The organism is Microvirga soli (assembly GCF_016734765.1).
In the GTDB taxonomy this organism is placed as follows: Bacteria; Pseudomonadota; Alphaproteobacteria; order Rhizobiales; family Beijerinckiaceae; genus Microvirga; species Microvirga soli.
On sequence record NZ_JAERQE010000022.1, the window covers coordinates 37,011 to 56,368 of the forward strand.

Below are 19,358 nucleotides of genomic sequence, written 5' to 3' on the forward strand. Positions count from 1 at the left end.
AGTCATACGCCTCCTTGTGGCGGACCTGTTTGATCTGACGCAAACTGGGAGACGTTCTTCGTCGAAACCTCCGGAAGCGTGCTCCATTCCCATGACAAGGATGCGCGGCCTTGAGGTGCATCAATTCGGCAGGGTCGGCACCATGGTAAGTGATGCTGGGCAACGATTACGGTGATGGTCCTCGTCCAAGTCGGCCTGAGGTGGATCCGTGAGATCCACGCACGGCCGGGGCGTGATCTCCCTCCACCCTGAGATACCATTGACCTGACGCTCGAATGAGAAATGGAAGCCGCAGAATGCCGAACCTGGACAAGTCGCTCGTGGCCGATCTTCCGATGTTCGCGGGCGTGGAGCCGGACGATCTCAACGACATCCTCCGGGAAGCGCAATCGATCCGCTACCAGAAGGGGACGAGCGTCTTCCAGCAGGACGAGGAGGCACGCTCCTTCTTCATCCTTCTCCATGGGCACTTGAGGGTCATGAAGGTCACACCCGACGGGCAGCAGGTCGTGGTCCGTTACGTGACGCCCGGCGAGATCTTCGGGATCGCCATGGCCATGGGGCGCACCACTTACCCGGCCACGGCCCTCGCGGTCGTGGACAGCCTCGCCCTCGTTTGGCCGTCTGCGGCCTGGCCCCGCCTCGTCGCGAAGAATCCTTCGCTCGCCGTCAATACGATCCAGACCGTCGGAAGCCGCCTTCAGGACGCCCACACCCGGGTCGTCGAGATGTCGACCGAGCAGGTCGAGAGGCGCGTCGCCCACGCGCTCCTGCGCCTCGCCAAGCAGGCCGGGCGCAAGGGCGAGGATGGAATCCAGATCGATTTTCCGATCTCACGTCAGGACGTCGCGGAGATGACGGGAACCACGCTGCACACGGTCAGCCGCATCCTGAGCGCGTGGGAGGACCAGGGCCTCGTCGAGAGCGGACGGCAAAGGATCTCGATCCGCGACCCGCACAAGCTGTTCATCCTTGCCGAGCGCCCGTCGGACTGAGTCCCTCTCACCTCATGTGGGCCAGCGGGCAGTAATGGGTGTGGACCCGTCCCGGGCTGGGGGAACGGACCCCTGCGCGATGATGGCCCTCAGGTCGGCCAGGAATTCCGCCTGATCGACGCCATGCTCGCGGCAGGCGTCGGCCACGGTGTGGAAGCAGGCAATCGGGCAGCCGACGCAATGCATCCTGTGGTTCAAGAAGGCCCGGATCGTCATGGGCCAGCGCCGCATGATGTCGTCGACGAGCTGGGTGGGTTCAAGGGGCATGATGGCCTCCGCGCCGATGGTTCGATTGGACATGCCCCATCCTGCCGGTTTTCCGCTGCCATTCTTTGCGCGGCATCAACGAGGCGAAGGAAGCGGACACGCCGGCGCCATTGTTTGAGGTGGAGCAAAGAAGCGGAAGCGCTGATGGGCGAGGGTCCCGGCCGTCGAAGGAGGGCCGTCATCGCGGATGCGCGGGAGCGCTCCTACCCGGTTCGGGAATGCACCCTCCATCGAGGCCACCCTCGCCCGGGATCCGCAGGGGTACCCGGACCTCACCAACCGACCGCGGCCGGGACCTGCCCGGCTGCCTGCCAAGGAACGCTTGCCGATGTGCAGTTGCAACGTCACCGAGACCGTCATCGATCTCCGCCAGATCATGCCGCGGATGCGGCACTCCCTGATCTTCGGAACCTTCGACCAGTTGGACGAGGGAGAGAGCTTCCTGCTCGTGAACGATCATGACCCGAGGCCCCTCCTCTACCAGTTCGGCGTCAACTGTCCGGGTGCCTTCGACTGGGACTACGTCGCGAAGGGACCCGATCTATGGAAGGTGCGCATCAGCCGCGAAGCGGCCTGAGGCAGCATGCCCGCAAGCAGCCCCAACGCGGAGCCTCGAGCGGCTCCGCGTCACCTCTCCCTTGCCGGACACAACCCGGAAGCGTCGCCCATGACCGAGTTTCACATTGCCATGGCCGTCTTCCTCGCGGCTCACCTGATACCGGCCAGCCCCGGCCTTCGGTCGCGCCTGATCGGCTTGATGGGAAGAGCGACCTACCTCACCGCCTACTCGCTCCTGTCCCTCGGACTGCTCGCATGGCTCACCCTGGCTGCCCAGCCGGCGGTGACGGTCCTGCTCTGGGATCCCGCTCCCTGGCAGCGGCATGTGCCCTTCCTCGCCATGCCGGTCGCCGCGTTCCTCCTGATCGCCGGTCTCGCGTGGCCCAATCCGCTCTCGATCTCGCTGCGGAGCGGCGAGGAGCCCGGCCCGATCGTCGCCGTCACGCACCATCCCGTCCTCTGGGGTTTCCTGATCTGGGCGGCATCGCACGTCCCGCCGAACGGAAGCCTCGTCGTGGTCCTCCTTTTCAGCGGGATGGCCGCGTTCTCGATCCTGGGTTTCTTCCTGCTTGACCTCAATGCCCGCAGGCGCATGGGCGCCAACCGTTGGCACGCCCGAAGCGCCGGGACGTCGATAATCCCGTTCACGGCACTATTGCAGTGGCGGTCTTCATGGACATCGCTGCGTCCCCAGAGGCTGCCCGCCCTGATCGCAGTCGGCGCCTGTGCCTGGTTCATCCTCCAGGGCCATGCGCTCCTCATCGGACCCGACCCCCTCGCGGGCCTTCTCGCAATGCGGTAGGCATCGCCAGTCCCGCGGGAACCTCGCTACTGGGTCAGGAACAGGGTGACCGCGATGGCTACCGACATCGTCACCGCCGCGACGGTGCCGCTCAGGCGCAGCACGCCCATCCTGTGAAGCATCACCGCGAAGATGACGATGAGCGGTGTCGCCATCACCAGTCCGACCTGTGCATCCGTCATGATTGCTCTCTCCTGTTCATGGGTTTCCATCCCTCTATGGACCGGAACGTCAGTACGTTGTTTGAGGCAGCGCAACGAGAATGTCGGATGGGCGCCGTAAGGATCGATGTCGGCAAGTACGGAATGGCTGGAAACGATGGACGCTGCGCGAGAGGACAGGCCCTGGGGGGCGCTGTCCGACCTGCCGGGACACCCGATGATGTGGGTGCTCATCCTGACTGAGGTCGTCACCTTCGGACTTCTTCTTGCGACGTTCGCCGTCACGGGAGCCGTTCGGCCCGGCGTCTTCGCGGCCGGCCGGGCGCAGCTCGATCCCGTCCTCGGCGGCGTGAACACCATCGTCCTGATCACCAGCGGTTGGCTGGCCGCATTGGCCGTCGAGGCCCGCATGATCGAACGCCGGAGGTCGGCGCGGCTGCTGCTCGCCGGAGCGGCGGCCCTGGGCTGCGTCTTCATCGCCGTCAAGGTCGTGGAATACGCGGCCAAGGTCCAGGCCGGCATCGGCCTGGAGACCGACACGTTCTTCACGCTCTACTTCCTGATCACCGGATTCCACCTTCTCCACGTCGTGCTCGGGATCGTCATGATCGCGGCAGTCGTGTTGCACGACAGCCCGGAGAACCTGAAGACCGGCACGGCCTTCTGGCACATGGTCGACCTCGTCTGGGTCGTGATGTACCCGCTGGTCTACCTGGTCGGATGACGCCATGACCTGCATTGCCGCACGCCGGGCGACACGCGCTTGGATCCTGCTCGTCCTGCTCACCATCCTCAGCATGATCGCCGGGCATGCGGGAGCGGGAGGCCTCGTCGGCAGCGGCATCGTGCTGACGGCGACCGTCGCCAAGGGACGGTGGATGCTGATGGACTTCCTCAAGCTCCGTGATGTTCCGCCCGGCTGGCGGATCGCGCTGTCGTCGTGGCTCATCCTGGTTGCCGCCTTGGCCTGGATCGCCGCGGCGGCCCCCCTGTTGCACGGCTGACGAGGGCACTCCCCTCCGGAGCTTGTGCCAGAGCAAAGAACGCTCCGTCCGCTCCTGTACGTTGCCGACCATCCGCTCCGCGCGGCAAGCGACTTCACTGCCAGGCATCAGCCATGTTCACCCGTTTCCTTCAGATGGCCCATTCCCGGAGCCCGCCCCGGCACCTCCGACACGGCGGCCCGCACCGCACCTCCTACCTCCCTGCCCGATCAAGAAGGATCGCGTGATGGCTGAAGTCCTCACCAAATCGGCGGCAAGAAACGTGTTCTACGGGGGCTCGTTCTTCTTCTTCGCCATCTTCGTGGGCCTGACCGCCCACAGCCACTACTACATGAACACCACATCGACGGACGTCTCGACGCTGACGTCCTCCGTCGCCCGCGGCAAGCACGTGTGGGAGAGGAACTCCTGCATCAACTGCCATTCGATCCTCGGCGAAGGCGCCTACTTCGCCCCCGAGCTCGGCAACGTCTGGGACCGCTACGGCGGCAGGGAGGATCCGGCAGGAGCTCGCGAGACCCTGAAGGCCTGGATGGGCGCACAGCCCACCGGGATCGAGGGCCGGCGCCAGATGCCGCAGTTCAACCTGACCGACCAGGAACTCAACGATCTCGCAGACTTCCTGGAATGGACCGACCGCATCAAGACCCAGAACTGGCCACCCAACAAAGCCGGCTGAGAGGGGAATCGTCATCATGAAATACCAGACGCAAAAGGTGGCCCTGCTCTATTTCTACGGAGCGCTGGCCCTGTTCATCGCCCAGGTCCTGTTCGGCGTCCTCGCCGGCACGATCTATGTCCTGCCCAATACCCTGTCCGAGCTTCTGCCGTTCAACGTCGTCAGGATGATCCACACCAACGCGCTGATCGTGTGGCTGCTGATCGGGTTCATGGGCGCGACCTACTACCTGATCCCGGAGGAGACCGAGAACGAGCTCTTCAGCCCGCTTCTTGCGAAAATCCAGTTCTGGATGTTCTTCGGCGCAGCAGGCGTCGCGGTGGTGGGATACCTGTTCAAGATCCACGAGGGCCGCGAGTTCCTGGAGCAGCCCTTCATCATCAAGGTCGGCATCGTCGTCGTGTGCCTCATGTTCCTGTTCAACATCACCATGACGGCGCTCAAGGGACGCAAGACGGTGGTGACCAACATCCTGCTCTTCGGGCTGTGGGGCGTGGCGATCTTCTTCCTGTTCTCCTTCTACAACCCCTCGAACCTTGCGGTGGACAAGATGTACTGGTGGTACGTCGTGCACCTGTGGGTCGAGGGCGTGTGGGAGCTGATCATGGCCTCCGTGCTCGCCTTCCTGATGATCAAGCTCAACGGCATCGACCGCGAGGTCGTCGAGAAGTGGCTCTACGTCATCGTCGGCATGGCGCTGTTCTCCGGCATCCTGGGCACCGGCCACCACTTCTACTGGATCGGCGCTCCCGGCTACTGGCAGTGGATCGGCTCGCTGTTCTCGACGCTTGAGGTCGCACCCTTCTTCACCATGGTCATCTTCACCGTCCAGATGACCTGGAAGGCGGGCCGCAAGCACCCGAACCGCGCGGCCCTGCTGTGGTCGATCGGCTGCTCGGTGATGGCATTCTTCGGCGCGGGCGTCTGGGGCTTCCTGCACACCCTATCGTCGGTGAACTACTACACCCATGGCACGCAGGTCACCGCCGCCCATGGCCACCTCGCCTTCTTCGGTGCGTACGTGATGCTGAACCTCGCCGTGATGACCTATGCCATGCCGCAGATCCTTGGCCGCGCTCCGTACAATCAGATGCTGTGCATCGTTAGCTTCTGGATCATGTGCACGGCGATGTCGGTGATGACCTTCGCGCTCACCTTCGCGGGCGTCATCCAGGTCCACCTGCAACGCGTGCTCGGGCAGTCGTACATGGACGTCCAGGATCAGCTCGCGCTGTTCTACTGGATCCGCCTCGGCTCCGGCGTGTTCGTGCTGATCTCGGCGATCATGTTCGTCTACGCGGTGTTCGTTCCCGGCCGCGAGAAGGCCCCGCGCCTGACGCAAGGTCTCCAGCCTGCCGAGTAAGCCCTCCGGGGCGGCCGGCCCGTGGTTGCCCCGAACTCCCCACCATGTTTTGAGGATTGATCGATGAAGTCCCTTCTCCACGCCGTGCCGCAATTCGCCGTCGAACTTCCCTACTACGTCCCTGCCGGCAACGAGTGCGTCCTCTTCGAGCTCGCCTGGCGCAAGCGCCTGCCGCTGCTCCTGAAGGGTCCGACGGGCTGCGGCAAGACCCGGTTCGTGGCGTACATGGCATCCCGCCTCGGCCTGCCGCTGCATACCGTGTCCTGCCATGACGATCTCACCGCCGCCGACTTGACGGGACGTTACCTTCTCAAGGGCGGCGACACGGTCTGGGCTGATGGCCCGCTGACCTGCGCCGTGCGCGAGGGCGGCATCTGCTACCTCGACGAGATCGTGGAGGCGCGCAAGGACGTGACCGTCGTGCTCCATCCGCTGACGGACGACCGCCGCATCCTTCCCCTCGACCGCACGGGCGAGGAATTGCAGGCGCCGGACTCCTTCATGCTCGTGGTCTCCTACAACCCTGGTTACCAGACCCTGCTCAAGTCCCTGAAGCCTTCGACCCGCCAGCGCTTCGTCGCCATAGAGTTCGACTTCCTTCCCATCGATCAGGAGATCGCCGTCGTTGTCTCGGAGAGCGGTTTGTCGGCGGAGCGCGTTCGTCCCCTTCTCCTGCTGGCCCGCCGTCTGCGCGCGCTGAAAGGCCAGGACCTGGAGGAAGGCGTCTCGACGCGGCTGCTGGTCTACTGCGCCTCCCTGATCGCGGCGGGCGTCAATCCGGAGGAGGCAGTCACCGCGACCATGATCGAGCCGCTCACCGACGATCTCGACGTCAAGAAAGCCCTGCTCGAGGTCGCCCGCGCGACGCTCGCCTGACCTGGAGACCCGCCATGCTCGACTTCCTGGAACTCGAGGAGACCGTCGGCCAGTTCTGGCACCGTCTGGTCGGACGCGCGGTGACCTATCCGCACCATCCCGGGCTTGGTGTCTCGCTCGACGAAGTCCGCGCCTCCCTCCCGGTCTTCTTTCGCGGCCTCGGCGGCGAGGCCGGCGTGCAGTTGGCCGGCACCGCGTCCCGAGCCTCGTCCCACCGCTTGAACCTTCTCCAACGGATCGGCGTCGCCGAGGAGCGGCTAGAGCAGCCGGGGCGCAATGCGGCCACCCTCTTCCTCCCACCGAAGATCGAGATCTTTCCTTCGAGCGCGCTGAACCGCTCGCTCTATTTCTGGCTGGCGGCCTACTTCGCCTATGTCCCGACCGAAACGATCAACGAGGCCGATCCGCTGCGCCGGGATCTTCTGGTTCTCCGGAGGGTGCAGGAGACGGTCGCCACCGTTCTGGCGGAGTGCCCCGGTCTGACAAGGACCTACACCGAGCTTTGCGCTGCAATGCGCGAGGCCCGGCCTCAGCGGCCCCTCCCGGCATCCGAAGGCAAGGTTGAGAGCATTGTCCTCTCGCTTTTGGGCGACAACACCGCGACGCTGCCTCCCCTTTGGGACATGATGATTGACGACGCCGGTTTGCCGTTTCAAGCCCCTGCGGGCTATCAGCCGTTCCTGCCGGTTCCGCTCTGGGGCGACACCTGGACCCGCACAGCCGGGGCGGCAAACCGCAACGGCGATGAGCCTGCGGGACAGGGCGACCTTGCCGCATCGGACACGCGCAAGCGCTTCGCAGCACGGCGCGAAGCGGACCAGGCCCAGCGCAGCGATCCGTTCATCCTGAACCGCTTCGAGAAGATCCTGGCCATGGCGGAGATGGTCAACGTCAACCGGCCCTCGGACGATGACGAGGACGAAAACGCCGAGAAAGCCTTGGAAGAGATGGAGGAGATTCCGCTCTCCAATCACAAGGGCAAGCCGGCGACCAAGCTCAAGTTCGACCTCGACCTGCCCCCCGAAGCCGTGGACACCACGAGCCTGACGGCGGATCTGACCTATCCGGAGTGGGACTACACCCGCAAGGCCTATCTGCCGGGTCACTGTCGCGTGCTGGCAGCCCGGGCCTCGGATGAGGGTGAGGCCTGGGAGGCTGACGACGAGGCCCGTCGGCTGATCCGACGTGTCCGCCGGCAGTTCGAGGCGCTGCGGCCGAAGCATGAGATCCTGCGGGCGCAGCCGGATGGTGAGGAAATCGACATCGACGCACTGGTGCGCGCCCGCAGCGACCTGCTTTCGGGGGGATCCGGCTCTGAGCGCGTTCACCTCGCCAGCAGGCGTCAGGCTCATGATCTCGCCGTGACGCTCTTGGTCGACGTCTCGCTTTCGACGGATGCATGGATCGACAACCGACGCGTGCTCGACGTGGAAAAGGAGGCGCTGTTGGTGCTGGCACACGGACTGGCCGCCTGCGGCGACTCCCATTCCATCCTGACCTTTACCTCGCGCCGCCGTTCCTGGGTGCGTGTGGAGACTGTCAAGGACTTCGACGAACCCATGAGCCAGGCCGTCGAGCGGCGCATCGCGTCCCTGAAGCCGGGCTACTACACCCGCATCGGTGCGGGAATCCGCCATGCAACGGCCAAACTGGCGGAGCGTCCGAACCGCCAGCGCCTGTTGCTTGTGCTGACCGATGGCAAGCCGAACGACGTCGACTACTACGAGGGCCGCTTTGGCATCGAGGACACCCGCCGCGCCGTCATGGAAGCTCGCCGCGCCGGGATCACCGTCTTCGGCGTGACGGTGGACCGGGAAGCGCAGTCGTACTTCCCGACGCTCTTCGGCCGCGGCGGCTACGCAATCGTCGGCGAGATAGCGAGGCTGCCCTCGGCCCTGCCGTCCATTTACCGCCAACTCCTCAGGTAGACAGCACCGCGATACGAAAGGAGCGGCCATCCGGATCGATGGCCGCTCCTTTCACCTTTTCCGGGACATCCTTCACACGGCGCGGCTGTGCGTTCGCCCCGACGCTCCGAGATAGACGTCAAACGCGGATGCGACGGTCCTGACCAGGAAACGCGTGTCGTCGTTCACCGACAGCAGGTTTCCGTCGAAACGGATGATACCGTCCTGCTCCAGCACTCGAAGCCGGGGAATTGCTTGCAGGATGGTCTCCGGAGCGGTGCCGTGCCGGCTGCACACCTCCTGCACGTCGACCCGGAAGTCGCACATCACCCGCTCGATCAGGTCGGCCCTGAGACGGTCGTCCGCAGTCAGCGCATAGCCCTTCGCCGTCCCCAGCTCTCCTCGCGAGATGCGTTCGGCATAGCGTCCCAGCACGACCTCGTTCTGGGCGTAGCCCTGCGTCAGCCGTCCGATGGCGGAAGCGCCGAAGCCGATCAGCACATCGCTCGGATCGGTGGTGTAACCCTGGAAGTTGCGGTGCAGGACGCCGTCGGCCTGGGCCTGCACCATCGAATCCTCCGGCAGCGCGTAATGATCGAGCCCGATCCGGCGGTATCCGGCCTGGATCAATGCCCCGGCAATCGCCTCGGCCTGCTCGTAGCGGGCAGCGCCGTTCGGCAGTGCGGACTCGTCGATCCTGCGCTGGTGCTTCTTGAACGTCGGGACATGCGCATAGCCGAAGACGGAGAAGCGCTCGGGGCGGAGTTGGATGCTCTGCCGCACGGTCTCGATGCAGGACTCGACCGTCTGGTGCGGCAGGCCATAGATGAGATCGAAGTTGACCCCGCGGATGCCCGCCTCCCTCAGGCCAGTCGTGGCCCTCGCCGTCTGCTCGAAGCTCTGGATGCGGTTGATCGCGCGCTGCACGACCGGATCGAAGCTCTGCACGCCGAGGCTGGCACGGGTCACGCCCGCCTCGCCCAGGGCGGCGGTCATGGTGCGGGTGAGCGTGCGCGGATCGATCTCGACGGCGATCTCCGCGCCGTCACCAAGGGAGAACCTCTGCCGCATGAGATCGATCAGGCCGATGAACTCGGCGGGTTCCATGATGGTCGGCGTGCCTCCACCGAAGTGCACGTGACCCACCGGCAGTGGAGCGCTCAGGCGGTCGGCGGCGAGGCCGATCTCACGGCGGAGGACGTCCAGATAGTCGACGATGGGTGCGTCCCGCTGCGTGATCGTGGTGTGACAACCGCAATACCAGCACATGGAGCGGCAGAAGGGCACGTGAAGGTACAGCGATGCCGTCGTTCCGCCCGGGATGGCGGAGAGCCACTCCCCGTAAGCCTCATGCCGTATGGCGTCCGAGAACTGCGGCGCTGTCGGGTAGCTCGTGTAGCGGGGAAGCCGCTCCTCCCCGTATCGCGCTCTCAGGTCGTCTCTCATCGCGATGGCTCCCATTGGAGACGCTGTCCACGTCGGGTGCGTCGGGTCGATGGCTTGCGAGTACATCTACGGCCGTTTGTCGCCGCCTTCATTGAGCTTGCTCAATTTATCCGAAAGCCATTCGCCAGGCTTTGCATTCGTCCCGTTATTTGCGTTGCAACAAATTACCCCTGCCCCAGGAGTGTACAGCTTAAGCATCCGATGACGGACCAATTCCGATCCGCCAGGCGGTCCCACGAAGGAGGGTTACGATGAAAGCTCTGAAGATCTCGGGACGCCGGCCGCTGCTTGCGACCGTTGCGGTTCTCGCCCTGGGCGCGGCGGCCCTGCTCGCCCAGCCCCTGCCCGCCAATGCCGGCGACAAGTACGCCGCTGCCACACCGCACGTGCACAGCCACTCGGATGCCAGCGGCACCGTGGCGGCCCCAATCAACGTGGTGCGCCTGCCTACCGACTTGCCCGGTCCCATCGGCAAGCGTGGCCCGCAGCGCGTGAAGGTCGACCTGGACACCACAGAGGTAACGGGCCAGTTGGCGGACGGGACGACCTACCACTACTGGACCTTCAACAACAAGGTTCCGGGTCCCTTCGTCCGGGTGAGGGTTGGCGACACGGTCGAGGTCAAGCTGAAGAACGACGACGACAGCCTCATGATGCACAACGTCGACTTCCATGCGGTCACCGGCCCCGGCGGCGGCGCCAAGGCCACGGAAGCGGCTCCCGGCGAGACCCGCGGCTTCGAGTTCAAGGCGCTCAACCCCGGCCTCTACGTCTATCACTGCGCAACACCCACGGTCGCCCAGCACATCGCCAACGGCATGTACGGACTGATCCTGGTGGAGCCGGAAGAGGGCTTGCCGAAGGTCGACCGTGAGTTCTACGTCATGCAGGGCGAGATCTACACCGAGCAGGCCTACGGCACGAAGGGCCATGCCGAGGAGAGCATCGACAAGCTCCTCAGCGAGCGCCCCGAGTACTTCATCTTCAACGGCAGCACCGACGCCCTGAAGAAGAACCCGCTCAAGGCGAACGTCGGCGAGATGGTGCGGATCTACTTCGGCGTCGGCGGCCCGAACTACACCTCGTCCTTCCACGTGATCGGCGAGATCTTCGACAAGGCCTATCCGATGGCTTCGCTCAGCTCGCCGCTGAAGGACGTCCAGACAATCACCACGCCTCCCGGAGGAGCCAGCGTCGTCGACTTCAAGCTCGAGGTGCCCGGCAACTACATCCTGGTCGACCATGCCCTGAGTCGCGTCGAGCGCGGACTGGCCGGCATCCTCCAAGTCGAGGGCCCGCAGAACGAGGCGGTCTTCAAGGACTACAACCCGCAGAAATCGGCACAGTCGACCGGCGGCCACTAGAACGAACGATAAGAAGCGGCCGCATCCTGGCCCGGGCGCAAGCCCGGGCCACTTCGTTCGAGGGCATCAAACCGAGAAGCCGTCCCGGAACGGATGGAACATGACTTCGTCTCCCTGCTCCACCGGAGCATGAAGCGGCTCGATGCGCACGAGTCCGTCCGCTGCGCCGATAGGCTTGAGGCGGGCCGAGCCTCCGCGGCCGAGGATCTCGACCGCCCAGCCGCCGTTGACCTGGACGATGCGGGCGGGCGCGAACTCGGTTCGTCCCGGTCGTCGGTTGAAGGCATGCATCAGCGGAAGACGCATGACGGATAGAGGAAGTGCCCGGCGTCCGTCCAACGCGGCCAATACGGCACTTCCGAGGAGCAGCCACGACACGAGGGCAGCCACCGGGTTCCCCGGAAGACCAAGGTAGGTCGTTGGACCGATGGAGCCGATCACGGCAGGCTTGCCGGGCTTGAGCGCGACCTTGAGGGTTTCGCCTCTTCCCCTAGCCCCGACGAGCGCAACCATCGAATGGTCCTCGTCGCCGACCGAGACACCGCCCGTCGTGACGATCAGGTCGCAGCGGCGGGCAAGCTCAGAGAGGGCTCCGGCAATCAGTTGCGGGTCGTCTCCCACGATTCCCCCGTCCACGACGTCTGCCCCCGACTGGCGCGCAAGCGCAAGGATCATCGGGCGGTTGGAATCGAAGAACGAAGCCTCAGACAGCCGCTCGCCCTGGGAGCGAAGTTCGTTGCCCGTCGAGAGGACGCCGATCCGTACCTTGCGTCGTACGCAGGTCCGTTCGAAGCCTTGTGCGGCGAGCAGGGCGACGTGACGCGCATCGATGCGCTCGCCCCGCTGGAGCAGCACCTCCCCAGCCTGAACGTCCTCGCCCCGCCGACGGATGTTGTCGCCGGATCTGGCCATCCGGGTTAGGACGATCCTGCCGCCGCCATGGACGACATGCTCCTGCATCACCACGGCATCGGCACCATGGGGGATCCTCGCGCCCGTGAGAACGCGCAAGGCACTTCCCTGCGGCAGGGGCAGTTCCTCGTCACCCGCCGCCATGCGCCCTGCGATGCCCAGGGCAGTGCCCGATGGCAACCCGTCACCTGCCGTCAGGGCATAGCCGTCCATGGCCGACTGGTCGAACGGTGGCAGCGGCAGGACCGACATCACCGGCAACGCCAATGTCCGACCGATGGCATCGCCCAGGGAAACCTCCTCATGCTCCTCGATGACGGAAGCATATGCCGCTGCCCGGGAGCAGGCCTGCTCGATCGGGATCAGGCCATCGGGCGAGTCGCAGGACATGGCTTGGGCGGACTCCGTCGCGATCCCGCTCAAGGCGTGACCGCCTCGTACATCCTCTGCGCGCCTTCCTGCTGCCGCTGCAACTCGGGAAGGACCTGCTCGGCGAACGCCTTGATCTCCGCTGACGGACTGCGAGCTGCCGCACGGTAGATCCCGATCTCCTGCCCGAGCGCCTGGAGCTGGATTTCCGCGTAGCGTCGGCTCAGCGCGAGGTAGTCGAGAGGCTCGAGGTTCTCGATGATGACCTGGTGCTCGAACTCCTTCACGGACGGGAGCGGCAGGCTGCGCTCCTTGGCGAAGGCCTCGATCCTTTGCAGGAGCCCGAGGCGAAAGTCGGCGGCCGCGGCCGCGAAGTTCCTGACCTCCGGCCTCGTCTCGCGGTTGGCTGCCAGCTTGGCGGCCTGGCCCTGGAGTGTGGCGGAGCTGTAGGCCAGCCGCAGGAACTCCTGCGGCTCGATGGCGCGGGTCTGGGCAGGAGCGCTGGATGTCCCCTGTGCTTGCGCCCAAGCGGCCGGGCTTGCGCCGGAAAGCGCGACCCCGATGGTCAGGGCGAAAATGAGTGGCCTCTGGGCTATCATGCGTTTACTGCCATCCCGGGACGCCCGACATGTCGGGTAGTTTGTGCGCGATGCCCTTGTGGCAATCGATACAGGTCTTTTCTCCAGAGAACAGGAAGCGCTCGTGTGCCGACGCCGCGCGCGGGTTCTGCTTCACAAGATCCATGGATTCCGAACTGTGGCAGTTGCGGCATTCGAGCGAGTCGTTGGCCTTCATGCGCTCCCATTCGCGCTCGGCGAGATGCTTGCGCATGGCCAGGAACTTGTCCCGCGTGTCGATGGACCCGAAGATGTGGCCCCAGACCTCCTTCGAGGCCTGCATTTTGCGGGCGATCTTGTTGGTCCACTCATGGGGGACGTGACAGTCGGGGCATCCCGCCCGTACGCCGGACCGGTTGGTGAAGTGGATCGTGCCCTTGAGTTCCTCGAAGACGTTGGCCTGCATTTCATGGCAGCCCACGCAGAACTTTTCCGTGTTGGTGTATTCGAGCGCGGTGTTGAACCCGCCCCAGAAGATGACACCTGCCACAAATCCTCCAAGCGTGAGGAAGGCAAGACTGAGATAGGCGGGCGGGCTCAGTGCCGTCCTGACCCAGCGATTTCCCCGGAACCAGCCCCAAGCCCGCGCGATCCCAGCCGCCATCAGTGCCTCCCCCGTGCAGGCTGCCGTTCAGGCTCCGTGATGGCATCCATATCGGTGAAGATGTTATCGACGAGAGGCTTTGCGGTGGTCTGCGGGACGTGACAGGCGACGCACACGTAGCGCCGCGGGGCCAGGCCGCCGAGGGTGTTGCCGGCACGGTCCTGGTAGTGCGTGACGCTGATCATCGGGGCTTGGCTCTGCTCGGTGAACTTGCGCGCATGGCACGACATGCACTTGTTGGCGTTAAGGTCGACGGCATAGCCCTCGATGGAGTGTGGGATCACGGGAGGCTGGTCGGGATAGTTGCGGCCCACGCGCACGTCATCGGTGACCTGTCGCTGCATCGGCGGAGCCGGAACTTCCCTCGTGAAGGGCTCAGGCCCGCGCAGGCGCGGCGCATCCTGAGCAAGGATCGCCCCCGCAGCCAGGCAGGGCACGATGCTGATCAGTCCCAGGAAAACACCACGCCTCATTGCTGCCCCCCTGCATCGGCCGTTGCGGCCGAGACGATCTTGACGGCGCACTTCTTGAAGTCGGTCTGTTTCGAGATCGGGTCCGTCGCGTCGAGCGTGACCTTGTTGATGAGCTGGCTGGCGTCGAAGAACGGAACGAAGACCAGGCCGGGTGGCACCTTGTTGCGCCCGCGTGTCTCGACCCGGCTGCGGATCTCGCCACGCCGGGAGACGACGCGCACTTCCTGGCCGCGTCGCAGGTTGCGCTTGGCGGCGTCGTCCGGATGCATGAACAGCACGGCGCCCGGGAAGGCCTTGTAGAGTTCGGGAACGCGCAGGGTCATCGAGCCGGAGTGCCAATGCTCGAGCACGCGGCCCGTCACGAGCCAGAGGTCGTACTCCGCATCCGGGGATTCGGCGGGCGGCTCATACGGCGCGCCCATGATGTTGGCCTTCTTGTCGGGGTTGCCGTAGAACTGCACCCCGCTGCCCTTCTCGACGTAGGGATCATGGCCTTCCCGGTAACGCCAGCGCGTTTCCTGCCCGTTCACCACCGGCCAGCGCAGTCCCCTCACCTGATGGTATGTCTCGAACGGGGCGAGGTCGTGCCCGTGGCCGCGGCCGAAGGCGGCATACTCCTCGAACAGGCCTTTCTGGACGTAGAAGCCGAACGCCTTCGACTCCCGGTTCTCGTAGGCGGGATTGATCTCCGACAGCGGGAACTTGTTCACTTCGCCATTGGCATAGAGCACGTCGAACAGGCTCTTGCCCTTGTACTCCGGATGGGCGTCGAGGATCTCGGCCGGCCAGACCTCGTCCGTGGTGAAGCGCTTGGAGAACTCCATCAACTGCCAGAGGTCTGAGCGGGCATCCCCCGGTGCGTTGACGAGCTGATGCCAGAAGTGGGTGCGGCGTTCCGCATTGCCGTAGGCCCCCTCCTTCTCCACCCACATGGCGGTCGGCAGGATCAGGTCCGCCGCCATGGCAGTCACCGTGGGATAGGGATCCGAGACGACGACGAAGTTCGCGGGATTGCGGTAGCCGGGATAGGTCTCGTTGTTGGTGTTCGGCGCCGTCTGGAGATTGTTGTTGCACATAATCCAGTAGGCGTTGAGCTTGCCGTCCTTCAGCATCCGGTCCTGCTGCACGGCGTGGTAGCCGGCCTTGTCGGGCAGGAGGCCGTGAGGAAGCTTCCAGATCTCCTCCGCGTGCTTGCGATGCTCAGGGTTCGTCACCTGCATGTCGGCGGGCAAACGGTGGCTGAAGGTGCCGACCTCGCGCGCCGTGCCGCAGGCCGAGGGCTGGCCCGTGAGCGAGAAGGGCGAGTTGCCGGGCTCCGCGATCTTCCCAGTGAGCAGGTGCAGGTTGTAGACCATGTGGTTGGCCCAGACGCCGCGGACGTGCTGGTTGAACCCCATGGTCCAGAGCGACATCACCTTGACCTTCGGATCGGCATAGAGCTTCGCGAGCGCCTCGAGCCGCTCCTTCGGGACCCCGGACAGCTCCGAGGCCTTCTCGACCGTGTACTGGCTCATGAGCTTCGCATAGTCCGAGAAGCTCGATGGGTTCGATACCTGGGCATCGTTGGCGTGCTGCGCCCGCTGCTCAAGCACGTGGTCAGGCCGCAGGCCGTAGCCGATGTCGGTGTTCGCCAGCCTGAAGTTGCAGTGCTTCTCGATGAACTCGCGGTTCACCGCCCCGTTCTGGATGATGTAGTTCGCGATGTAGTTCAGGATCGCCAGGTCCGAGTTCGGCTTGAAGATCAAGGCCATGTCGGACAGGTCCGTCGTCCGGTGCTCGTAGGTGGACAGCGTCGCGATCCTCACGTGCGGATGGCTGAGGCGCCGATCCGTAATCCGGGTCCAGAGGATCGGATGCATCTCGGCCATGTTCGAGCCCCAGAGCACGAAGGCGTCGGCATGCTCGAAGTCGTCGTAGCATCCCATCGGCTCGTCCATGCCGAAGGTGCGGATGAAGGTGACGGCGGCGGACGCCATACAATGGCGGGCGTTCGGGTCGAGGTTGTTGGTGCGGAAGCCGGCGCGCATCAGCTTGGAGGCCGCGTACCCTTCCCAGATGGTCCACTGGCCCGAGCCGAACATGCCGACGGCTTCTGGTCCGTTCTCCTTGAGCACGCGCTTCCACTGTTTCGCCATCTCGTCGAAGGCGCGGTCCCAGGAGATGGGCTGGAGTTCGCCGTCCTTGGCGAACTGCCCGTTTTTCATCCGCATGAGCGGCTGGGTGAGGCGGTCGTTGCCGTACATGATCTTCGAGAGGAAGTAGCCCTTCACGCAGTTGAGGCCGCGATTGACCTCCGCCTGCATGTCACCGTGGGTGGCGACGACGCGGCCGTCCTTCACCCCGACCATCACGCCGCAGCCGGTGCCGCAGAAGCGGCAAGGTGCCTTCGACCACTGGAGGTGAAGATCCTCGCCCGTCAGGATGTTCTGGGCCTCGGCGGGAAGGGAAACGCCGGCTGCGGCGGCGGCGGCGGCTGCGGCCTGGGTTTTGAGGAGGGTGCGGCGCGTGAGGTCCATGAATCTACTCCCGCTCTTGAACAGGCTCGAAGTGATGGAAGACGAGGGCGGTGGCGAGGACGCCGTCGAGAAGCTGAATTGCGTTGATCCGTTCGACGACCTGGCTCTCGGTGTCCGTCTCGAGGGTGACGATCAGCTTGCCCGTTTCCGCGCCGCCGTGAACCTCGGCACCCTCGATCGAGGAAAGGCTTTCGACAATCGACGAAACTCGATCAGGACGACTGTGAACGACGAGGCTGGAGATGTGACATTCGCCGGTCATGAAGCGGCCTCCGGTGCGGAGATCTGGATGGTGTCGGCAGGACAGGCATTGGAGCAGTCGCCGCAGCCGGTGCAGGCATCAAGATTGATCCTGGGGCGGGCGCCGCCGATGGCAAGCTCAAAGCGCACGGCACCTGTCGGACAGGCGTCCCGGCAGCTCATGCAGGCAATTCCCCGAAAGGCGAAGCACGACTGGCCGATCACGGCCACCGGAGGCCCGACAGGCTCGAGCGGTTCGGCGGCATACCTGCCGAGAACGAAGTTGCGGCGCCTGAGGTCCGGGGTCTCGGCCATCGCCAGGTTCCCGTCAGACCGGACCGGGCGGTCCGGTGAACAGGTAGTACATCCAGACCAGGAAGCCCCAACCCGAGACGATACCAACGGCAATGAAGGGCCAGATCAGGACGGCAAGAACGAGGAACGTGAGTGCCTCACGCTTTTTCGTGCCGGTCTCCAGTGGATCCGATTGCATTCGGAGATGCTCAGGAGGTAGATCGCGGGTTACCGACAACGCTTAAGCTCCATTGAGGTTCCGGCTTAGGACGAGGCTGGGACAGGCCACGACGCTGACTCGACGGCGAACCTCAAGGAGGCTCGTGGATGGGGCATGGGCAGCCTTGCCTGCTTCTTCCGGCAGGATGCGGCTTGCCCTTGAGTGAATCTGCCAGGGGCGTCGGGAGCGCTCCACTCAGGAATTGTACCTAGGTAGCCGACAGTGGAGGCATGCGGATGCCCTGATCGCGTACGCGGCAACGCGACCACTGAAATGGTTCTGGTCGGGAACGCCCCTCATCCCGCAGGATTGAGGCGCCGGTACCGACGACAAATGCCCAAGGTCAGGTGTGGTGATCCGCGCGAATTAGCCGGAAACCATATACCAGACATACATGCGTCCTGTTTGCGCGATGTCAAAGACGACCTTCATCCGATGGGCCATGGTCGCACTATCGTTAGCCGTCACGCGTCAATGCAATCCGCAGGGTCCCTAATGTGCGCCGTATCCTCATCCAGCACGGGCTCGCATGACGCCTCGGTTCCGCAAGGATCCACAAGGGGAACCAAGGGGATCCGCCTTGTCCTGCTGGCCTTCGGAGTCCTTGCCCTGATCGCTGGCCTGTGCGGAGCGCTGTGGCGGGTCGGTTGGACGCTGCCCCACGGGTCATCGCTTGCCACCGTGCACGGGCCCCTGATGATCTCGGGTATGTTCGGAACGCTGATCAGCCTGGAGCGCGCCGTCGCCCTCGGTCGCCAATGGGCCTACGCAGCCCCGGCTCTCGCTGGTGTCGGATCACTTGCCTTAGTCGCAGGCGCTCCGGTTGAATACGGGGCTGGCGCCTACGTGGCGGCCGCGGCGGCGCTGGCAGGGGCATCGCTGTTGGCCACGATCCGGCAGCCCGCCCTTTCCACGGGCGCCCTCCTGTTCGGTGCGCTGGCATGGCTCGCCGGAAACGTGCTCTGGCTTGCAGGCTTGGCGGCATCCGATGCGGCGGGCTGGTGGATGACCTTCCTGGTCGTCACCGTTGTCGGCGAACGCATGGAACTCAGCCAGTCGATGCCGCAGCGGCGTGGCGGCGAGGCGTTGTTCCTGTTCGCCGTCGGCCTGCTCATCGTTGGCGCACGCAATGGGCTCCCGACGGGAAACGGCGCGATCCTGTTCGGGATCGCCCTGCTCGTCACCGCCATCTGGCTGCTGCGGCATGACACTGCCCGCAAGGACGTACGCGGAACGGGGCAGGATCGCTACACGGCCGCGTGCATGCTCGCAGGGCATGCATGGATGGCCGTGGCTGGCCTCGTCCTGGTCGCCTCCCCGCCTGAGGGCACCTTCGGGTACGACATCGCGCTGCACGCGGTCCTGATCGGGTTCGTCCTGTCGATGGTGTTCGGGCACGCGCTCACTATCCTGCCAACGCTTGCTCAAATCCGGGTGCACTATACCCTGCTTCTTTACGGCCCCTTGCTCCTTCTTCATGCGTCAGTGGCCCTGCGCGTCGGAAGCGGCATCGCCGGCTGGGATGCCGGGCGGAAGGGGAGCGGCATCGTCACGCTTGCGTCACTCATGACCTTCTTCGTCAGCCTGGTTCTGTCCCGGCGGCAGGATCGGGTCGCTTCCGTGTCCAATGGGATCCCTGGGGCCGGGACCGCCATTGATCCGATTGCCTGCGAACCGAGGTAGCAGGGGCC

General features: G+C 64.9%; 21 protein-coding genes and 1 pseudogene. 11 read left to right on the forward strand and 11 right to left on the reverse strand.

Features of this window, described 5'->3' with window-relative positions; translation table 11 throughout:
• The first annotated feature begins 296 nt into the window (after positions 1-296).
• Entirely contained in the window at positions 297-995 is a 699-nt protein-coding gene (locus JKL45_RS17950; protein ID WP_201862953.1) for a Crp/Fnr family transcriptional regulator, read from the forward strand.
• 90 nt (positions 996-1,085) lie between these two features.
• On the opposite strand, the pseudogene JKL45_RS17955 reads toward JKL45_RS17950, so the two are convergent.
• A pseudogene (locus JKL45_RS17955) lies at positions 1,086-1,262 on the reverse strand (DUF1858 domain-containing protein); the annotation flags it as partial.
• A gap of 187 nt (positions 1,263-1,449) precedes the next feature.
• Between JKL45_RS17955 and JKL45_RS29995 the strand changes: the two are divergent.
• Both JKL45_RS29995 and JKL45_RS17965 read left to right on the forward strand, forming a co-directional pair.
• Positions 1,450-1,839 (forward strand): DUF2249 domain-containing protein, encoded by a 390-nt coding sequence (locus tag JKL45_RS29995; RefSeq protein ID WP_246498647.1) that lies wholly within the window; start codon positions 1,450-1,452, stop codon positions 1,837-1,839.
• Between the two features lie 90 nt (positions 1,840-1,929).
• Positions 1,930-2,622, forward strand: a complete 693-nt coding sequence (locus tag JKL45_RS17965; protein WP_201862954.1) for an NnrU family protein — start codon at positions 1,930-1,932, stop codon at positions 2,620-2,622.
• A 26-nt stretch (positions 2,623-2,648) separates the two neighbouring features.
• Here the strand turns inward: JKL45_RS17965 and JKL45_RS17970 are convergent, their stop codons facing one another.
• On the reverse strand, positions 2,649-2,804 hold the full coding sequence (locus JKL45_RS17970; RefSeq protein WP_201862955.1) for a hypothetical protein: 156 nt from the start codon (positions 2,802-2,804) through the stop codon (positions 2,649-2,651).
• Between the two features lie 136 nt (positions 2,805-2,940).
• Between JKL45_RS17970 and JKL45_RS17975 the strand changes: the two genes are divergently transcribed.
• The 6 genes from JKL45_RS17975 to JKL45_RS18000 all read left to right on the forward strand — a co-directional run bounded on the left by JKL45_RS17975 (position 2,941) and on the right by JKL45_RS18000 (position 8,633).
• The gene (locus JKL45_RS17975; RefSeq protein WP_246498649.1) at positions 2,941-3,507 is read left to right on the forward strand and encodes a cytochrome c oxidase subunit 3 family protein; all 567 of its coding nucleotides are present in this window, start codon (positions 2,941-2,943) and stop codon (positions 3,505-3,507) included.
• Positions 3,508-3,511: 4 nt separating this feature from the next.
• A complete protein-coding gene (locus JKL45_RS17980) occupies positions 3,512-3,787 on the forward strand; it encodes a cytochrome C oxidase subunit IV family protein (RefSeq protein WP_201862957.1) in 276 nt (91 codons plus the stop codon).
• A 226-nt stretch (positions 3,788-4,013) separates the two neighbouring features.
• Complete coding sequence (locus JKL45_RS17985) at positions 4,014-4,466, forward strand: c-type cytochrome (RefSeq protein WP_201862958.1); 453 nt, start codon at positions 4,014-4,016, stop codon at positions 4,464-4,466.
• 16 nt (positions 4,467-4,482) lie between these two features.
• Entirely contained in the window at positions 4,483-5,829 is a 1,347-nt protein-coding gene (locus tag JKL45_RS17990; protein ID WP_201862959.1) for a nitric-oxide reductase large subunit, read from the forward strand.
• A 63-nt stretch (positions 5,830-5,892) separates the two neighbouring features.
• On the forward strand, positions 5,893-6,705 hold the full coding sequence (locus JKL45_RS17995; protein ID WP_201862960.1) for a CbbQ/NirQ/NorQ/GpvN family protein: 813 nt from the start codon (positions 5,893-5,895) through the stop codon (positions 6,703-6,705).
• A 14-nt stretch (positions 6,706-6,719) separates the two neighbouring features.
• Positions 6,720-8,633: a nitric oxide reductase activation protein NorD gene (locus JKL45_RS18000; protein WP_201862961.1), complete on the forward strand. Its 1,914-nt coding sequence runs from the start codon at positions 6,720-6,722 to the stop codon at positions 8,631-8,633.
• Between the two features lie 72 nt (positions 8,634-8,705).
• On the opposite strand, the gene hemN is transcribed toward JKL45_RS18000, so the two are convergent.
• On the reverse strand, positions 8,706-10,058 hold the full coding sequence (gene hemN, locus JKL45_RS18005; RefSeq protein ID WP_201862962.1) for an oxygen-independent coproporphyrinogen III oxidase: 1,353 nt from the start codon (positions 10,056-10,058) through the stop codon (positions 8,706-8,708).
• A gap of 251 nt (positions 10,059-10,309) precedes the next feature.
• Here hemN and nirK point away from each other — a divergent pair, with 251 nt between their 5' ends.
• Positions 10,310-11,422, forward strand: coding sequence for a copper-containing nitrite reductase (nirK, locus tag JKL45_RS18010; RefSeq protein WP_201862963.1), 1,113 nt, complete (start codon positions 10,310-10,312; stop codon positions 11,420-11,422).
• A 66-nt stretch (positions 11,423-11,488) separates the two neighbouring features.
• On the opposite strand, the gene JKL45_RS18015 is transcribed toward nirK, so the two are convergent.
• The 8 genes from JKL45_RS18015 to JKL45_RS18050 are packed head-to-tail and all read right to left on the reverse strand — an operon-like array spanning position 11,489 to position 17,646.
• Complete coding sequence (locus tag JKL45_RS18015; protein WP_246498651.1) at positions 11,489-12,757, reverse strand: molybdopterin molybdotransferase MoeA; 1,269 nt, start codon at positions 12,755-12,757, stop codon at positions 11,489-11,491.
• Positions 12,754-13,302 (reverse strand): DUF4142 domain-containing protein, encoded by a 549-nt coding sequence (locus tag JKL45_RS18020; RefSeq protein WP_201862964.1) that lies wholly within the window; start codon positions 13,300-13,302, stop codon positions 12,754-12,756. The genes JKL45_RS18015 and JKL45_RS18020 overlap by 4 nt, the downstream gene beginning before the upstream one ends.
• A 4-nt stretch (positions 13,303-13,306) precedes the next feature.
• The gene (locus tag JKL45_RS18025; RefSeq protein ID WP_201862965.1) at positions 13,307-13,924 is read right to left on the reverse strand and encodes a NapC/NirT family cytochrome c; all 618 of its coding nucleotides are present in this window, start codon (positions 13,922-13,924) and stop codon (positions 13,307-13,309) included.
• A complete protein-coding gene (locus JKL45_RS18030) occupies positions 13,924-14,397 on the reverse strand; it encodes a nitrate reductase cytochrome c-type subunit (protein ID WP_201862966.1) in 474 nt (157 codons plus the stop codon). Before JKL45_RS18030 ends, JKL45_RS18025 begins: the two co-directional genes overlap by 1 nt.
• Positions 14,394-16,913: a periplasmic nitrate reductase subunit alpha gene (gene napA, locus JKL45_RS18035; protein ID WP_201862967.1), complete on the reverse strand. Its 2,520-nt coding sequence runs from the start codon at positions 16,911-16,913 to the stop codon at positions 14,394-14,396. Before napA ends, JKL45_RS18030 begins: the two co-directional genes overlap by 4 nt.
• Positions 16,914-16,917: 4 nt before the next feature.
• On the reverse strand, positions 16,918-17,175 hold the full coding sequence (locus JKL45_RS18040) for a chaperone NapD (protein WP_201862968.1): 258 nt from the start codon (positions 17,173-17,175) through the stop codon (positions 16,918-16,920).
• Entirely contained in the window at positions 17,172-17,468 is a 297-nt protein-coding gene (locus JKL45_RS18045) for a 4Fe-4S binding protein (RefSeq protein ID WP_201862969.1), read from the reverse strand. Before JKL45_RS18045 ends, JKL45_RS18040 begins: the two co-directional genes overlap by 4 nt.
• Before the next feature lie 13 nt (positions 17,469-17,481).
• On the reverse strand, positions 17,482-17,646 hold the full coding sequence (locus JKL45_RS18050; protein ID WP_201862970.1) for a periplasmic nitrate reductase, NapE protein: 165 nt from the start codon (positions 17,644-17,646) through the stop codon (positions 17,482-17,484).
• A gap of 516 nt (positions 17,647-18,162) precedes the next feature.
• Here JKL45_RS18050 and JKL45_RS18055 point away from each other — a divergent pair.
• Positions 18,163-19,350, forward strand: a complete 1,188-nt coding sequence (locus JKL45_RS18055; RefSeq protein ID WP_201862971.1) for a DUF8744 domain-containing protein — start codon at positions 18,163-18,165, stop codon at positions 19,348-19,350.
• Positions 19,351-19,358: the final 8 nt, after the last annotated feature.

What these genes read in the sequence shown, in the direction of transcription:
- JKL45_RS17950 (WP_201862953.1), top strand. Translation starts at nt 297, where the DNA reads ATGCCGAACCTGGACAAGTCGCTCGTGGCCGATCTTCCGATGTTCGCG.
- JKL45_RS29995 (WP_246498647.1), top strand. Translation starts at nt 1,450, where the DNA reads ATGCGCGGGAGCGCTCCTACCCGGTTCGGGAATGCACCCTCCATCGAG.
- JKL45_RS17965 (WP_201862954.1), top strand. Translation starts at nt 1,930, where the DNA reads ATGACCGAGTTTCACATTGCCATGGCCGTCTTCCTCGCGGCTCACCTG.
- JKL45_RS17970 (WP_201862955.1), bottom strand. Translation starts at nt 2,804, where the DNA reads ATGACGGATGCACAGGTCGGACTGGTGATGGCGACACCGCTCATCGTC.
- JKL45_RS17975 (WP_246498649.1), top strand. Translation starts at nt 2,941, where the DNA reads ATGGACGCTGCGCGAGAGGACAGGCCCTGGGGGGCGCTGTCCGACCTG.
- JKL45_RS17980 (WP_201862957.1), top strand. Translation starts at nt 3,512, where the DNA reads ATGACCTGCATTGCCGCACGCCGGGCGACACGCGCTTGGATCCTGCTC.
- JKL45_RS17985 (WP_201862958.1), top strand. Translation starts at nt 4,014, where the DNA reads ATGGCTGAAGTCCTCACCAAATCGGCGGCAAGAAACGTGTTCTACGGG.
- JKL45_RS17990 (WP_201862959.1), top strand. Translation starts at nt 4,483, where the DNA reads ATGAAATACCAGACGCAAAAGGTGGCCCTGCTCTATTTCTACGGAGCG.
- JKL45_RS17995 (WP_201862960.1), top strand. Translation starts at nt 5,893, where the DNA reads ATGAAGTCCCTTCTCCACGCCGTGCCGCAATTCGCCGTCGAACTTCCC.
- JKL45_RS18000 (WP_201862961.1), top strand. Translation starts at nt 6,720, where the DNA reads ATGCTCGACTTCCTGGAACTCGAGGAGACCGTCGGCCAGTTCTGGCAC.
- hemN (WP_201862962.1), bottom strand. Translation starts at nt 10,058, where the DNA reads ATGAGAGACGACCTGAGAGCGCGATACGGGGAGGAGCGGCTTCCCCGC.
- nirK (WP_201862963.1), top strand. Translation starts at nt 10,310, where the DNA reads ATGAAAGCTCTGAAGATCTCGGGACGCCGGCCGCTGCTTGCGACCGTT.
- JKL45_RS18020 (WP_201862964.1), bottom strand. Translation starts at nt 13,302, where the DNA reads ATGATAGCCCAGAGGCCACTCATTTTCGCCCTGACCATCGGGGTCGCG.
- JKL45_RS18025 (WP_201862965.1), bottom strand. Translation starts at nt 13,924, where the DNA reads ATGGCGGCTGGGATCGCGCGGGCTTGGGGCTGGTTCCGGGGAAATCGC.
- JKL45_RS18030 (WP_201862966.1), bottom strand. Translation starts at nt 14,397, where the DNA reads ATGAGGCGTGGTGTTTTCCTGGGACTGATCAGCATCGTGCCCTGCCTG.
- napA (WP_201862967.1), bottom strand. Translation starts at nt 16,913, where the DNA reads ATGGACCTCACGCGCCGCACCCTCCTCAAAACCCAGGCCGCAGCCGCC.
- JKL45_RS18040 (WP_201862968.1), bottom strand. Translation starts at nt 17,175, where the DNA reads ATGACCGGCGAATGTCACATCTCCAGCCTCGTCGTTCACAGTCGTCCT.
- JKL45_RS18045 (WP_201862969.1), bottom strand. Translation starts at nt 17,468, where the DNA reads ATGGCCGAGACCCCGGACCTCAGGCGCCGCAACTTCGTTCTCGGCAGG.
- JKL45_RS18050 (WP_201862970.1), bottom strand. Translation starts at nt 17,646, where the DNA reads ATGCAATCGGATCCACTGGAGACCGGCACGAAAAAGCGTGAGGCACTC.
- JKL45_RS18055 (WP_201862971.1), top strand. Translation starts at nt 18,163, where the DNA reads ATGTGCGCCGTATCCTCATCCAGCACGGGCTCGCATGACGCCTCGGTT.